This is a genomic window from Flavobacterium sp. NRK F7 (assembly GCF_024054195.1).
In the GTDB taxonomy this organism is placed as follows: Bacteria; Bacteroidota; Bacteroidia; order Flavobacteriales; family Flavobacteriaceae; genus Flavobacterium.
Genome location: NZ_JAMXLB010000001.1, coordinates 628642 through 646482 on the forward strand (window position 1 = coordinate 628642; position 17841 = coordinate 646482).

Consider the following 17841-nt stretch of genomic DNA (forward strand, 5'->3'; position numbering starts at 1 on the left):
CTATGAAAAAAAAGGTACTTCTTCTTTTGCTGCTAACCCTATCCAATTTAAGCGCGCAAGAAGAGGAAGTACATTCTCTGTTCTTTGAATTTGATCGGTTTGACTTAAAGGAAATTCAAACCGAATCCCTACTCGATTTTATTCAAAAACTAGACACAACGACCATTCAAACCATTGAAATCTTTGGTTACTGCGATGACAGAGGTAAAGATGCATATAATTTTAAACTCTCTACTAATAGAGCGCAAACTGTTAAGACTAAATTGTTAGAGAATGGCATTAAAAATAAAATAATCATTACTATTGAAGGCAAAGGTCGCATTTTAATTGATGATGATGTTTTAGATAACATTCCGGAAGTTCGATCCAAAAACAGAAGAGTGGATGTGGTAATTAATTATAAACCAGTAACCGTAGAAAATTTAAAAATACCAGGTGTCTACAGTGCCATTCCTGAACAACCTGTTGCAGGAGATCGTATTTACTTAGAAAAATTGCTTTTTGACAGAGGGAGCAGTAAATTATCCACAGCTGCCAAAAAAGAATTAGATCGATTGGCGAAACAATTACATAAATTTAAAAATATTGAATTTGAAATTCAAGGTCATGTCTGTTGCATTCCTTATTATCAAAAAGAAGCTATTGACCGAGATTCCAAAAAAAGAGAACTTTCTATTAATAGAGCGATAGTTGTCTATGAATATCTGTTTAAGAAAAAAATTAAAAAAGAGCGTATGACTCATAAAGGCTATGGCAATAGTCAGCCTTTAAAAAAAGGGCCGCAATTTGACAGAAGAGTAGAAATTGTGATTACTAAAGTCAATTAACCTCGTTTCATTTGAATGTGAGGTATATCGTCTTCTAAATACATTTCGCTGGTTTGAACAAATCCTAATGATTGGTAAAATTTAGTCAGGTATTGCTGCGCAGAAATTGTAATTTTTGTTTCCTCAAAATACTCTTTTACTGCGGAAATAGAAACTTCCATTACTTGAAAACCCCATTTTTTATCTCTGAACTTTGGGCTGACTACGACTCTACCAATAGAGGCCTCATCAAAATAATACCCTTTGTCAAAAATACGTGTGTAAGCCACAATTTCATCATTATAAAATCCAAGTACGTGAATTGCTTTAGAATCTTTACCATCTATGTCTTGATAAACGCAATTTTGTTCCACCACAAAGACTTCTGAGCGCAGTTGTAGTAAATTATATAGCTCCTGTAGAGAAAGTTCGTTAAAACGCTTAATTTTAAATTGAATAGTTGAGCTCATAGTTATTAAAAGAAAAATCTCATTAAACTTATTTAATGAGATTTATATTATTAGAACAAAAATAGTTATTTATTTTAAAAATTTAACCGATTTAATAATGGCTTCTAATTCGAAAACCAAATCACGCTTGGATTTTGATGGGTTGTAAGTAAAGCCCTCTAAAACTAAAAAACGGTTGTTTTTTGAATCTTTGATAGCGTAATTAATAAATGGTCCGCCCATAAAATCATTTTTAAGATACCAATTCCCTTTGGTTTCATAAGTATCTCTTCCAGCTAGTGTAATATTAAAAAAATTAGGTGCATACGCTTCTTCTGTTACCATCCAAGTATTCTCTAAAGTTCCATGAATAAATTGCTTTCCAATGGAGTCACGCATTTTTACAATATTATTAACCACATTAGAGTCGTTTTCTATAATATTTATTGGCATTTCATAAACTAAAATACTATTATAACCCGTACTAAATTCTTTTCTAATCCATAAAAAATTATCTTTAACCATGTCATATTTATAACCATGTCCAATAGTTAAAGCCACCCCAAAACGATCTCTAACTTTTTGATCTGTAATGGCTGCCTTATTTAAACGAATTTGATTTTCAACAATTTCACCTTCTTTTATTTTTTGGATTATTTCATTCGCTTTCTTTTCGAGAGTAGCTAATATTTCATCCTTATTCTTACCGACAATATAAAAAACTTGCTGCGGTTTAGCAAATTCATCTTTCTTAGCACTAAAACCACTTTGATTGCTTTTTTCGACAACGATAATATTTCTAGAGTTTCTTACAAAACCTTCAAAAATTTTAGTAGGATATTGGTTTAAAGTAAATAATGGTTCTTCATTTTGCAAACCATCAACAGGAGCGGCAAATTTCTTTCGAATACTATCTCCAATTTCTCCATTCCAAAGATTTTCATCAATGATAATTGAAACATTATTTATTTTGCCATTTGATTCTGTTAAAACAGCCTTTTTGTCTGCCTCGTTTTCTTTACAAGACGATAATAAAATTAAACTTAAAAAAACAATCCCTAATTTTTTCATACAAGCGGTTATTTATCCGTTAATATTGAGTTTCATACCTGGTCTAATATTATTACCACTAATACCGTTCCATTTTTTTATATCTTCAGCAGAAATTCCCGGAAATTTTTTTGCAATAGAGTATAATGAGTCTCCTTTTTTAACCCTATATACTTGATTACTAGAAGCATTACTACTATTTGAATAACTATTTGTAGAAACTCTTTCGGTTGAAAATATTTTTAAATTTTTTCCAGCTTGTATCGAATTTCCTCTTAAATTATTCCAATTTTTTAATTGTGTAATGGTTACATTGTATTTATTGGCAATTGAACCTAAGCTTTCTCCACTTCTAATTTTATGGTATTTAGTCGTACTTACTAAAGCTTCTTCGGATGTATTCGGTAAAATCGTTTTCTCTTTAAAAGAATCTAAATAGTCCACATAAGCATATACTTTCTCTTCATTTGAAACAAAAAGACCTAATTTGTTTTTTGGTAAACGAAGATAATGGGCTTTATCTTCTTGATAAGGAATAATATCCAATTTATAAATTGGATTTAAAAAAGCAATTTGTTCAATTGGGACATCTAAAATTTCGGAAATTTGTTCAAATGAAATTCTACGCTTCACCATGATGGTGTCTGTTTCAAAATACGTTAAGGGTGCTTTTTGAGGTTTGAATTTATGTTCTTTATGATATTCATAAATATACATTGTAGCTAAAAAAGCAGGAACGTAATTAGCGGTTTCTCTTGGCAAATTCTTTCGTATGTTCCAATAGTTTTGACTACCACCTGAACGACGTATCGCTTTAGAAACGTTGCCAGGACCTGCGTTATAGGAAGCTAAAACCATACTCCAATCACCAAAAATGCGATATAAACTAGATAAATATTGACATGCTGCTTCAGTTGCTTTAAGAGGATCATAGCGTTCATCTACAAATGAATTAACTTCTAAATCAAATTGTTTACCAGTAGGATACATAAATTGCCATAAACCAGTTGCACCTACACGTGATTTCGCTTTAGGGTTTAAGGCAGATTCTACAATTGCAAGATATTTAATTTCTAAAGGAACATCATATTTCGCTAAATGTTCTTCAAACATAGGAAAATAATATTCAGAAATAGCCATTAAACGCTCATAGGCACCTTGTCTCTTTTTCAAAAATGTTTTAATTACATTTTCTAATGCAGGATTGTATTCAATGTTAAAAGGTGATTTATCATCTAGTTTTTTTAAACGTTTTTTTAAAACATCAGTAGATAAATCAAAGGTTACTGTTGAATCAATATCAATTTCAGTGACATCGGCATACATGTCTTCAAAAATTTCTTCATTAGACAATTCAGCTAACCATCTTTCATCAATACAATTGCTTGTATTATGATTCGTAAAAGTGGTTTTAATTGAATCTAAATAGGCCATTTTTAAGACAGCAACATCTACATTCTCTTTTTTTAAATCTTGAGCAAATAATACACTTGCTAATAAAGATAAAACACTTGTATATAATTTTTTATTCATCATTTTAGTTTTAGTTGAATTAGGGGCTTATTTACTATAACTAATAATTACTTATTATTTTTATTTTTTAATCTTCTAAAATTGCCGCAATACCTGGCAACACTCTTCCTTCTAACATTTCTAACATAGCTCCACCACCAGTGGATACATAACTCATTTTGGGCTCTAAACCAAATTGTTTAACTGCAGCTACACTATCTCCACCACCAACTAATGAAAAAGCACCATTTTGAGTAGCTTTAGCTATTGATTCTCCTAAAGCAATGGTACCTTTAGAAAAAGTATCCATTTCAAAAACACCTAAGGGACCATTCCATAAAATCGTTTTTGAATCGTTTAAAATTCTATCAAATATAGCAAGTGATTTTGGTCCAGCATCTAAACCTTGCCATCCATCAGGTATTTGCTTTACATCAACAATTTGTGTGTTGGCTTCATTAGAAAAAGCATCAGCAGCGACAACATCTACAGGCAAATGTATTTGAACACCTTTTTCTTTAGCTTGTTTTACTATTTCGATTGCTAAATCTAATTTATCCTCTTCACAAATAGAATTACCTATATGACCTCCTAAAGCCTTAACAAAAGTAAATGTCATTCCACCACCAATTATCATATGATTTACTTTATCCAAAATATTCTCTATAACTGTAATTTTTGAAGAAACTTTACTTCCACCAAGAATTGCAGTAACAGGCTTCTCAGAATCGGTAAGCACCTTATTGATACTTTCAATTTCTTTTGCTAATAATAAACCAAAACATTTTTTATTAGGGAAAAATTGAGCAATAATAGTGGTTGATGCATGAGCTCTGTGAGCCGTTCCAAAAGCATCATTAACATAAATATCTCCAAAGTTAGCTAATTTTTCAGCAAATACAACATCTCCTTTTTCTTCTTCACCGTAAAAACGTAAATTTTCTAACAATAAAATTTCGCCTGAAGCCAAATTTGCTACTTCTTGTTCAACAGCTGAACCGATACAATCGGATACAAATTTTACTTTCCTTTGAAGTACATTTTCCACAGCTTCAACAATATGTTTTAAAGAGTATTGTTCTTCAAAACCTTTTGGTCTTCCAAGGTGACTCATTAAAATAACACTTCCACCATCTGCTATAATTTTATCAATTGTTGGTTTTGCCGCTTCAATACGAGTGGTATCCGTTACTTTAAAATATTCGTCTAAAGGAACATTAAAATCAACTCTTATGATTGCTTTTTGGTTAGTAAAGTTAAAGTCGTGCAGTGTTTTCATGAAGTAAATTGATGTTTTATTTAAATAATTAAAGTTTACTATAATCTGAAAAGACTATAGTAAACTTCAAAAGTAAGAGTTTATTTTTAATATACAATTCTATTTTGCGTACAAGGACAATTACTTAGACTTTGTAAGAAGTCAAAACCAATTGTGATCATGTGTGTTCCTGAATTATACGTTAAGAGTTCATTTGTATTAATTTGGTACGAATAGCCAAAATAAAAGTTGCTCTTTCTTCCACCAACCACTGGTCCAACAGTTACAGGTGTTAAGGATTGCTCATTTAAGAATCTTGCGGTAGCTCCAATCCAAAAATAATCTTCATAAAAATGTTTTTTGAATTTAATGTTTAGGTCAGTAGTAGAACGACCGTCACTTTGATAGTATTGAACTAAAGCAGAAGGTTCAATTTCAAAACTAGATCCCGTTCTTCTTAATTTACCACCGAAATAAGCTTGATGGTTTAATAATAAATCGGGTTCTAAGAAATTAATATCTCGGATATTTTTGTCCAAAATATTAGAAGCATTATAACTAAAAAAGAAATCTTTATAACGGTATAAGAAACCAATATCAAAGTTATAATTCTGAGTAGCTCTGTCCCCATTAATAGAAGGGTCTAATTGATTACTAAAGTTTTCAATATCTATTCTAAAGTGATTTAAATTAAACGAAACCCCTAAAGATAAATATTGTTCAGAATCATAATCTAAAATTAAATGTTGTGCAAAAGAGAACTTAGCACCATATTGTCTGGTATTTCCATTTTTATCATTATAAGCAAAAAGACCCACACCAGAACGATCTGCGATACGAAAATCAGCTGCTAATGATTGGTTTATAGGTGAATCTTTTATTCCAACCCACTGCGTTAAACCATTTAACCTAATTCTAGCATTATCGCCAATACCAGCAAAAGTTGGAGACAAAGAAAAAGGGTTGTCGGCTAAGTACTGCGTTTGTTGCGGAATTGTAAGCTCTTGTGCTTGCAATTGGCTCAAACCAAGTAGTAATAAAAATAGGGCTACTTTTTTCATTTTCATATTTTTTTAATACTAAGCCTATTGTACAATAGGCTTAGCTTTTTTTATTATCTATACAGTGTGAAATTACCAACAAATTCTCTTGCGTCTGTTTCACCATTTAATTTTAACACATACCAGTAGTCACCTGATGGCAATTCATTACCCATGTAAGTACCGTCCCAAGATTCTCCAGGATGTAATGTAATAATTTTTCTACTATATCTATCAAAAACATAAGTAACCGCTTTTGGATAGTTATCTAGATAATTTGGACTCCATCCATCATTATTTCCATCACCGTTTGGAGTAAAGTAATCTGGAATTTCTACATCAAAGAATTCAAAGAATTGCGTATCTGAATCATTACAACCATAAATATCTGTAACGATAACCGTATAATTATCTGTTTGATTATAGAAATACACATTATTAGGTCCTTCATATACCACTCCATTACTATTGATTACCGTATAAGTGTATGGTGGTGTTCCACCTGTTGCTGTCACAGTAAACTGATTCAATCCACTTTGAACAAATGACGTAATCGTTGGTGTAGTTGGTAGAACTATATTGAAACTAATTGCTGGTGTTTGACAACCATTAGCATGAGTAACAGTAGCTGTATGGTTTCCAGCGGCTACACCTACAAAAACATTATCTCCTTGTTGAGGTGCAAAAACAGCTCCATTATCCAATACAAAAGTAAGATCATTAATATCTAAATCTGTATTGTATAGTACCGTTACAGTAGCTATAGGTACATTATTGTCACATTCTATATCATATCTTACACTTGCCTGAATATCAACACCTGGATTAATTGTAAATTGAACAGGATACACACAACCATTTTCATCTGTAACGTAGAATTCATAGAATCTAGGTACAAGATTCGTGAAACTAAAATCACCTGTTAAAGAGCTTTGAGTTAACGTTGGATCTGTAACTTCTGTTGCCGTATAACCTGTTGCTCCAGGTGTTCCACCTGACACACTAAATGCTATTGAACCTCCATCACCTGCACATATTTCATCTACTACATTAAAATTAGTAGTTACAAATTCAGGTGCATTTGTAATGGTAAATGGTAACGGCCCAACCGAACAACCGTTTTCATCTTGTACAAATACCCAATAATCTCCTGGAGATAAATCTGTGAAATAACCAGAATTAACACTTTCTAAAGGACCTGTTGGTGGATTCGCATCGGAAATTGAATATTGAATTGTTCCTGTTCCACCAGAAGCAACAACTGTAATTGTTCCATCGTTTGGATCATCATAACAAGAAATATTTGTAAATTCATTTACATCTATATTAATTGGTGTCGGTTCCGTTAACGTAAATGGAGCTGAAGTAGTAGAACAATCCCCACCAGTTACTGTTATCGTATAGGTACCTGCTGGTACATCTTCAAATACACCTGGTGAAGTTTGAACAACACCTGGAGTAGGTGGATTAAATGTATACACATAATTGCCTAAACCATTTGTAGCTGTTGCAATAACTGTTGTGGTATAACCAGCACATGAAATATCTTCGCTAGTATCTACATCGATAGTAATTGGTAAAACAGGTTCAACGGTGATTGAGTTAGAAACAACTACAATACAATTATTAGCATCCACCACATAATACTGATAGCTACCTGAAGGTACAGTAAATGTTACACTTGCACCTCCAAAAGGTGTAAATGGTCCATTAGGAGAAGTACTCCAATTGTAAGGTGCCGTTCCTCCTGTTGCTGTCAATTCTAAAATAGCATCTGTTTGACAAGTTGGATCATAAATTTGAGCTAAAGTAGCTGCTACTTGGTCTGCTGGTTCTGTAATTGTAACATTAGCCGTTGTAAACGTACAATTGAATGAATCTGTAATTGTTACATTATATGTTCCTGCACCAATATTGGTGAATATGTTGCTGGTTTGAGGAGCAGAAGAGGTTCCTGTAGTAACATTATTTAAAACATATAAATATCCACTACCATAACCACCAGTAGTACCTGAAATAGTAATTGTTGCATTCGTATCACCCACACATAAAAGAGCCGTTGGTGCTGCGCTGATTGTAGCAGAAATAGGAGTTGGTATTACTAAAGTAACATTACCAGAAACCACACATCCTAAATTATCTCTCACACTAACTGTAAAAGTTCCTGCGCCTAAACCTGTAAAATACGAATTGGTTGACCATGTAGGTGTAACACCTGGTCCTTGAATTTGATATTCGTAAGGACCACCCCATCCGTTAGAACCAACAGCCGAAATAGTACCATCATTTCCAGGGTTACATGTAATAGGCGTGCTGTTCAATACTAAACTTAGAGCAGTAGTAGGTTGTGTAATCGTAAAACTAGTTGTTGCAGGACAGTTAGGACTATTCGTTAAGGTAGTTACTAATTGATATATTCCTGCGGCTAAACCTGTTACAGTAAATGGTCCTGCGTTAGGACTATTTCCAGAAGTAACTAGAGTATTGCTGGCGTCATATATTTCATATGCAAAAGGTCCAGCATCATTAGTTGGTGTCAAGTTTTGATCTACGAAAGTAAAGCTTACGCTACCATCATTACCTCCAAAACAAGTAACATTATTAGTAACTGTAGCGTTTACAACAAATGTATTAGGGTTAAACACATAATGAATTGTTTGAACACTACATCCTGTTGTTTGATTTAAAATTGTTATGTTATAGTTGCCAATGTCTAATCCAGTAAAATTAGGATTGTCAATTTGTGTAACATTATATGGATTGTTTATTCCAGTTACTGTATACGATAATGGACTTGGTAAAGTTGTAGCGACACCATTAATAGAAGCATTCACATTAATTGTAATAGCTTCTAAACTCGTACAAGTAATAGGACTAGTAACCGTAATAGTTGGGTTAGAAATTTCTACAAATGGAGCAATCGTTGCTGTTGTAGAACCTAAACAGCCATTATTGTCATACACATTAATAATGTAAGAACCACCTGCCTCATTAGCAGTGATAAAAGTATTACTAGTTCCCGATTGAAGCACACTATTGTTTGCACTATTGATAAATACATAATTAATATAAGTACCTGAACCACCAGTTACACCCGTTACCACAATTGAAGCATTGTTTACTGTGTTTGTTCCTGCATTACAAGCAAATTCTGTAACGGTTGGAGTAGGTACCACAATTGGAGCTGGCTCATTAACATTAATGTTTAAAGTAGTTGTACAACCTCTACCCGAAGTAACCACAATTGTATAAGCACCCGCAGGTAAATTATTAAACACATTTGTAGTTTGAGCTGGGAATGTTACTGGTCCAGCTGTAATTTCATAAGTGTACACAGGATCTGGGTTACTACCTGTTAAATTAATCGTTATTACACCATTTGAAGCACCATTACAGGTTACATCTACCACTGAACTCGTTACAGATGGATTAGTAGGTTGCGTTAACGTAATACTTGAAGTAATAAAACAACCGGTTGTATTATCAGTAATAGTTACCGTATAAGTTCCAGCTGGCACATTAGAAAACACATTGCCTGATGGAGTTATAGGAGCTCCATTTGGAGCAATAGCATAGGTATAATTTCCTGATCCACCCGCTGCATTTACCGTAATAATACCATCACTTACACCACAGTTTCCTGTAGCAGCAATTGAAGGAATAATAGTTGCATTCAATGGTGGATAAATGGTAATACTTTCTGTTTCTGTACAACCGTTAGCATCTCTAATAGTTACGGTATGTGTTCCTGCATTTAATCCAGAAACTGTGAAAGGATTACTTGCTTGAGAAGTGAAACCACCACCATCAACACTATATGTAAAAGGAGCAACTCCTACAGCTACATTCGTACTTACTTGTATGCTATAACTTCCATTATTGGTATTACATAAAGTAGCAGGGTTTAAAGTAACTGTTATATCTGGACTAGAATCTGTTGGTACAAATAAACTTGTAAATGGTTGCGTACATCCATTTGCATCTTGAATATAGATATCATAAGTACCACCAGCTAAATTATTGAACACGTTAGACGTTTGTCCTGGCCAAGTTGTTGGTGCTGGACTTCCACCAGTTACTATTTGATACGTATATGGTGGTGTACCATTCGAACCTGTTACCGTTATTTGACCTGCTTCCGCACATAAATTATCATTATGTGTTACTGCAGCTGTTACTGACAATAATACTGGAGATTCCGAAATGGTAAAGTTAGCTGAAACTTGAGAACAACCATTATTTGGACCTCCAATTTCAGTAAATAAAATATAATATTGTCCTGGAACTAAGGTTCCAAAATTATTTACTGTAACTGGACCAGGAGCTGGAGAGCTTCCTGAAGCTCCGACCGGAGTATTACCTGAAACATTATAAATTTGGTAAGTTACACTAGTACCTGCAAAATTATCAACTGTAAAAGTAACACTTCCATCAGCTGCACCTGTACAAGTAACATTATGAGGTGTAACTGTTGATGTTATATTAGAATTGGTTGGCACTGGACCAGGAGCACTTTCAAAATAATAACAATTTGTAGCTTCGTCATATACTATGAAGCTATACGTTACACCAGGGGTTAAACCAGTAAATGTAGCCGTTAAACCTCCAGGTGTATCAGAAACTTGATACGGTGGGTTTGGTACCCCTGGAGAACTAAAGGAAATAATTGGATATGGTGCCCCATTATAAATTGCAAAATAATAAGGTCCACCAACTACAGCTGGATTCGCAGTAACTGAAATTGTTCCACCAGTTGTACAATCTGCAGTTGGTGTAGAAATATCAATTAATAAACTATTTGGAGGTGATGCAATACTAATATTATCTTGTACTAGCACACATCCATTTGAGTCAACTACGGTAACTGTATAGATACCAAAATTTAAAATGGTAAAAGAATGATCTTCTGAACCAACTGTAGTGTAACTAGTTGGGAAACCAGCACTAGCAGGGTTATCAGTTATAGTATATGTATATGGAGCTGTTCCACCTGTAACATTCGTTACATCGATTGAACCCGGTTCAGTACCAGAAGCACCACATTGAATATCTGTTTTAACAATGGTAAAATTAATAGGATCTGGTTCTGTTAGCGTAATTGTTGTAGTTTCAGTACAAGAATTTGCATCAGTAACAGTTACGGTATAAGTACCCGCAGTTAATCCTGTAAAATTATTATTTGTAGTTGGCCCACTTCCAATATCATAGGTATAAGGAGGTAAACCTCCTGAAGCTGTTACAGTGAACGCTCCGTTTGAATCACCATTACATAAATTAAATGCAGTTTGTGTTGCTACAGGAGCATTTAAAATTGGTAACGGAATAACTGTAACGGTACTGGTTGTAACGGTACAACCAATAGCATCCGTAATAACAAACTGATAATCACCAGGATTAGAAGTTGTATATGTAAAAGTACCTCCTGTTGCAATAGCTGCACTTAAAGGTCCTGCATTATAAGAAACTTGATAGGTGTATGGTGCATTACCACCATTAATTGTTACATCAATATCAGCGTCTGGTGAAGTTGTACAGTCTAATCCATTCGTTAATACGGCATCAGCAATTAATTGAGGAGCAATCGTTACAGCTGCTAAAGTAACTTCACAACCATAATCGTCTCTTACAGTAATCGTATAAGTTCCTGGTGTAACTGTAAATGTATTACTTGTACCAAAAGTACCTCCATTTAAACTATAAGTATATGGAGCAACACCTCCTGAAGCTGTTACTACCAAAGTAGCACCGTTTGTACCATCATAACATAAATCAGATGAAGCATCGATTACCGCTGTTGGAGCTGTTGGTGTAGGAATCGTAATTGCTACATCAATTGGATCAGTACATAATAAAGCATCTTGAACCACAACTATATAGTCACCAGGTGTAAGGTTAGAGAATACGTTATTTGCTGTAAAATTAATTAAGATATTTCCTAATCCATCTTGTAATTGATATTGATAATTAGGAGTACCCCCTGAAGCAGAAGCTGTAATAGTACCTCCATTTAAACAAGTTGCAGGACTAGATAAAACAGCACCAGCAACTAAAGCCGTTGGTTCTCCAATAGTTTGTGTAAATGGGAACGTACAAGGTGTAGAAGATAAATCGTATTGAATATCTATTGTATAGGTATCTCCAGGTAAGTTTGAAATAGTAAAAGGAGAAGTAAATACATTTACAGGTCCTGTTACTACACCACCTGAAGTTGTGATTGTATAATAATAGCCAAGAGTAGCGTCAAAATTTTGAGCCGCAATTGTAATTTCACCATCACTAGCTCCATTACAACTTACATCACTAGCATTTGTGATTTGAGCAGAGAATGCTTGGTTACAATCTACTAAAACTGGGAATTCTACTTCAGTAATACAAGCGATTGGCTCTTGACGAACATAAATATCATCTATAGCTGCATCATTACCTGCATACAGTATACTTCCTGAACGAATATTGAAAGTTAAAGTAGTATTATTACCTGGATTTAATGATAATGTTTGAAATTGCCATCCATCTGTTACATTATCAATGATACCTGTTGCTTGTGAAGCCACAACATTTCCAGAAGGGTCAACTAATTCCAATATAAAATCAGGATCAGCACCTGCTACACCAGCTCTTAATAAATTAGCAACATATAAATCAACTAAAACAGGTTGGTTTGGTAATACACTGTTAATTTGCTTACTATATAAAATTCCGTAATTTCCTGCAGCAGAACCAATGTTTACTGCTAAAAATCTTCCATTTGGATCAGGCACACCTGTTAATACTTGTGTGTGATCTCTATACGCAAACCAGTTACAGTTATTAGGTATAATTTTACTCGTTACGCTGTATTGATTGTCTTCAATTGTATACGAGCCACAAATACTTGCGGTATATCCAGGAATAGCATTATTACCACATGGTGTAGAAGCTGGATAAGGTTGGCTATTCCAACAATATGCAGCAGCAATACCAGGAGTAGTAGTATTTGCTCCCGAACCAAAATCCTCTCTTAATAAATCACTATAAGTAGGGATATTTAAATTTTGATATTGAACCGTAACTGTATGAGGACCACAAGGAACATTTACAAAAACATTAGCAGGAGTGTTTGTATTTGGGTTACCATCTAGTAAATAGGTGTACGCAAAATTTCCTCCATTATTATTTACAGTAATTGTTGTTGTAGCCGTACCATCACAATTATAATCAGGATCATCTACAGTAATTGTAGGGTCTTGAGGTGCTGGATCAATGGTTACTTGGTAACAAGCGGTACAAGTAGTTGAATTAGCATCTCTAATACATACGGTATGTGTACCTGGAGCTACATAAGCTTCATTTGCACTACCCCAAGTAATACCTCCATCAAAACTATATTCATAAACACCACTACCACCTTGAGGGTTTGTAATTCTAACTCTTCCTTCACCATTTGGTCCACAACCAGCCAATTCTGAAACACCAGCAGAAGCTTCAACCGCATTAGCGGGTTCGTCAATAACAATTGTTTGAACAGCTGTTAAACAAGTTGTTCCGTTTAGTGAATATTGTATTTGCGCTTCATAAGTACCCGCTACTAAATTTGAGAAAATAGGGTTGCTTCCAAATGAAGCCGCATTTGGAGGAGTGGTTACACTATATAATAAAGTATATCCATTTGTATTGGTTACATTGAAAGCAATTTCACCTGTTGCACCACCATTACATAAAACATCTGTAGCAGTAATTGTAAATACTGGAGCTGGGATTGCATCAATCGTTACTGTAGTTTGTGCCGTACAGTTATTGTTATCTGTAACTGTAAAAGTATAAGTTCCTGCAGTAGTAATTACAAAATTAGGTACCGTATATAAATCTGAATCTCCACTAATTTGGTAAATATACGGAGGAGTTCCTCCTACAGGATATAAAGTAATTTCTCCATCAGTACAAGTAAGTGGTATAGTTACGGCACCAGTTACTGTTAATAAAGGAGGATCAGAAATAGTAATATCTTGTGTATAGGTACACCCGTCAGTTGTTGAAACGTTTAAGGTATAATTCCCTGCATTTAAATTAGAGAATGTATAATCGTTAACATCTATTGGACCTGCATTTGCAAATGGATTTCCGTTAAGTAATAATTGATAGGTGTATTGCGGGTCTACATTGTTTACTTGAACACGGATTTCACCTTTATCACCACTACATAATGCATCTTGAACAATCACATCCACTGTAAAATCTCTAAGATTTACAACTACATTAGGAATTGTAAACAAACAATTTCCTACACCACCACCAATTTGTTGGGTGTAAACGGTATAGGTACCTGGAGGTACATTTGTAAATACATTATTCGTTTGCCAGTTTATATTATCAATACTAAACTCATAACCTGTAGCAGGAACACCATTTACAGTAATGGTTCCTGGAGTGGTACAAATTTGATCCGTAGCAACTGCTGTTGGGGTAAATAAATTTTTATATACATTAAAGTAGTACGTTCTAAAACATCCATTTTGGAAAGTAATGGTTACACGATACTCACCAGCATTTACTGCATTGAAGTAGGCATCAGTCGACACTTGCGTCCAATCTGCGTTAGGACAGTTTGTATTTGGACATGTAGAAGGAGGAGTTGTTGTACAGTTTGCCGTTGTACTTAAAACTTCCCAAACAATACTTTGTGCATTTACAATTCCAGATTCGATTAATTGACTATCTGAAGCACCACACAAGAAAATTTTAGGTAGTTCAGATCCATCGATAGGACAAATGTCAACTTGGTCTGCATATGGTATAACAGGGTTAGGAGCTACCCCGCTAAAGTCAACTACATTAAAAGTTTCTACTATAGACAAACAAGGAGCTGGTGCTGTATTTACAACACTATACGTACCTGTTGCAGTAGCTGTATATGATTGGTTGGTTGCACCATTAATAATATTACTACCATTTGGTGGTGAACCACTGTACCATTGATAAGAACTATAACCAGATCCTGCTGTAAGTGTTACAGAAGAGCCACATAAAATTTCTTCCGATTCAAAGGTACAATCATCAATATCAGCAATAAAGTTTGTTGCTCCTGGTGTTGGGAACAAACATGCATCTATACCCGAAGCACTCGGTTGTTGATCTTCAACAAGATTTCCTGAAGTTGAACTATAATATGTTTTATAAGCTGTGTTTGTAATTTCATTAGAACACGCATCTCTTAAATCGTAACAATTTTCCGCTACGCGTACTCGAATTCTAATGGTATATTCGGCTCCAAATTCCGTTACTAAACTATTTGGAATATTGAACACCATTGGGCTTATTGTTGGGTCAGCTGGAGCAATAACTCCAGGAGCACCCGTTACATCAACACTTAAAGGGGTAACGTTGACAGGAAAAACATCCGTTAATGTAAAGTTTATAGCGTCGTCATTTCCAATATTTTGAAATGTTAATTCATAAATAATTTCTTGTCCAAGAGCAACAGTAGTGTTACCAATATCATTACCATTCAAATCTAATACTCTTTTTACTAAGTTGATTTGTGGTTGAATTACTTCGATAGCGAAGGCATTCATATAATAAACATAGGAATCGTTATTTGTTTGCAAACGGATAGTGGCATTAGTAGCACTATTTGCAATTACAGAGTTACCTGGGTTAGGAACGTTGATAATACCTGCATCAAAACCAAGTAAGTTGGAACTAGCAATATTTCTAGTATTATATGCTCCATTAATATCATTAATAGTAGAGTTGAAAAAGTTATTTGCTGGTCGAGTAGGTATTGTCATACTTACACCATTTACTCTCAGTCTATCATCTGTAAAAGCTCTATCTCCTTCTAAAGCAGCAAAAGCCAATTGCGCTCTTACGGGACCAATTGGAATAGAATTGAACCCAGAAATTGGAATATCTAAGGCTGGATCACCACTACGAATATTACTAAATCCTCTAAAAACATCAATATTTTTTGCCGTTGTTAACGGATCTTCGTATACAATAATTAAATTCCAACCACCCGAAGTATTGTCTCCTAAACCTGATTGAATATTGGCAACTCCATAAGTTCCATTTGCACTTGGCAAAGCCTGTACTAAACTGGTTACATCATAATAGGCTGCATAACCATAATTGTTACTTGAAACCGCTTGGTTTACTGTATAGGAATCAAAAATCACATTATTAACACCACCCGTAATATCAATATAATTTCCTCCAGGTAATTTAAATTTTACATTACCTAATTGAGAGCGGTCTACTTGATTACCAATATTATTCGGGTTATATACCCCTGCCCAGAAAAGTCCTGCATAACGAATTTGATAACACCCAGCATTTGCAACAGGAATTGTTAAATCAGCAGTTGTAGAATTGAAGGTGGAGGCATCACCATCAATATCAATGTACTGCATATTTGTTCCATTGTTGTTTCCAGTACCATTATAGGCATTGTTTGGACTTTGGGAATTGGTTTGTCTGTTTAGGATGTTATTTCCTATTTGTAACATGTTCCCTTTTAATCCTTGAAACGAAGGCTGTTGCCCAGTTGGCCCAGCAGGGGGAAGGGCAAACGGCACAAAATTCTGTGCATAAATAGTCGAACTCATCAAAATGGCGATGAGAAAAACTATCTGTTTTAGTAGGGTAGTTTTAATTTTCATAGTATTTAGATTTTAAGACCGTTAAAAGTAATAAAAATTTTAATATAAAATTAACAATTAACTTATTGTACCTGAACGATTTTCATTTTTTTATTGTATGACTTAGTTCCTCTTTTACTCAATTCTTTCGTTGCAGTTCCCAATTCATCATATTTACCTAAGAACACATAATAGGTTGCATCATAAATATTATAGAATTGATTTACGCTCGTTCCACCTTCAGAGACTACTTTTTTAATGAAAGCATCTCTCTGTTTCGTATCTTTAAATTTACCAAGTACCATATAATATCCACTTGCCACATTATTCATTTTTTGAACAATTGGAATATCATTTGTAATAGGTTCATCATCTAATAAGTTTCCACTTACTTCTTGACCTTGTGTTTGACCATTAGAAGTAGAATTCTTAATGTTTTCTAGATTACTTTGATCTTTTTCAATTCTTTGTTGTTCACTATCGAATTGAGCCTTCTTAATTCTTCGTTGCTTTTCTTCTTCTTTAGCATCATTAATTTGTTGAATTTTTAAGTCTGCCATTTTTTCAAGATCAATATATTTTTGCTTCTTATTTTTCAAATCGTCTAAGACATTTTGATAATAATCATTCAGTTGTTTGGTTTCTTCATTATTAAGGCCTTTTTCTTTCATTTCATTTAACCTCGCTCTATTTGCGTTTTCGAAATCAAAAATTAAGTCATCAAAAACTCGTTTATTGGCAGCAATTTGACTCTTCAGTGCATTTAATTGTGCATTTTGTTGCGTTGTACTTACGAATTTTCTAGCAGGTCCTTTATAATTTGGATCACTTTCTCCGATGTAAGCTTTTAAGTCTAAATCTCTTTCTTTTACAATCGAATCTAAACTCTTAATTAACTGATCTGATTTTTTAGTTCTTTCATCAATATCGCTTCTATAATCGTCAAGTAATTTATTAGAAATATTCAGTTTGCTTTCGATACTAGAGATTTTTTCACCTACTGAAAGTTTTGCATTTGCCGCTTGTTCTTTAGCTAATCTATCTTTTTCAGCTTTTTCTCTAGCCAAACGATCTTGCTCTGCTTTCTCTCTAGCCAAACGATCTTGCTCC

At 34.0% G+C, this 17841-nt stretch carries 8 protein-coding genes; 1 reads left to right on the forward strand and 7 read right to left on the reverse strand.

From position 1 onward, the window contains the following. Window positions 1-2: 2 nt before the first annotated feature. Window positions 3-827, forward strand: coding sequence for an OmpA family protein (locus NHF47_RS02645; RefSeq protein ID WP_252763470.1), 825 nt, complete (start codon window positions 3-5; stop codon window positions 825-827). Here the strand turns inward: NHF47_RS02645 and NHF47_RS02650 are convergent. The 7 genes from NHF47_RS02650 to NHF47_RS02680 all read right to left on the reverse strand — a co-directional run. After that, a complete protein-coding gene (locus tag NHF47_RS02650) occupies window positions 824-1276 on the reverse strand; it encodes a GNAT family N-acetyltransferase (protein ID WP_252763471.1) in 453 nt (150 codons plus the stop codon). The genes NHF47_RS02645 and NHF47_RS02650 overlap by 4 nt on opposite strands. A 69-nt stretch (window positions 1277-1345) precedes the next feature. Beyond that, window positions 1346-2326, reverse strand: coding sequence for a DUF4837 family protein (locus NHF47_RS02655; protein ID WP_252763472.1), 981 nt, complete (start codon window positions 2324-2326; stop codon window positions 1346-1348). 12 nt (window positions 2327-2338) lie between these two features. Continuing rightward, on the reverse strand, window positions 2339-3841 hold the full coding sequence (locus NHF47_RS02660; protein WP_366926818.1) for a LysM peptidoglycan-binding domain-containing protein: 1503 nt from the start codon (window positions 3839-3841) through the stop codon (window positions 2339-2341). Between the two features lie 64 nt (window positions 3842-3905). Further along, on the reverse strand, window positions 3906-5096 hold the full coding sequence (gene pgk, locus NHF47_RS02665; RefSeq protein ID WP_252763474.1) for a phosphoglycerate kinase: 1191 nt from the start codon (window positions 5094-5096) through the stop codon (window positions 3906-3908). Between the two features lie 86 nt (window positions 5097-5182). Continuing rightward, window positions 5183-6136 (reverse strand): type IX secretion system membrane protein PorP/SprF, encoded by a 954-nt coding sequence (locus tag NHF47_RS02670; RefSeq protein ID WP_252763475.1) that lies wholly within the window; start codon window positions 6134-6136, stop codon window positions 5183-5185. 53 nt (window positions 6137-6189) lie between these two features. After that, window positions 6190-16752, reverse strand: a complete 10563-nt coding sequence (locus tag NHF47_RS02675; RefSeq protein WP_252763476.1) for a T9SS type B sorting domain-containing protein — start codon at window positions 16750-16752, stop codon at window positions 6190-6192. 62 nt (window positions 16753-16814) lie between these two features. After that, a partial coding sequence (locus tag NHF47_RS02680; RefSeq protein WP_252763477.1) for a hypothetical protein occupies window positions 16815-17841 on the reverse strand: 1027 nt, incomplete at its 5' end.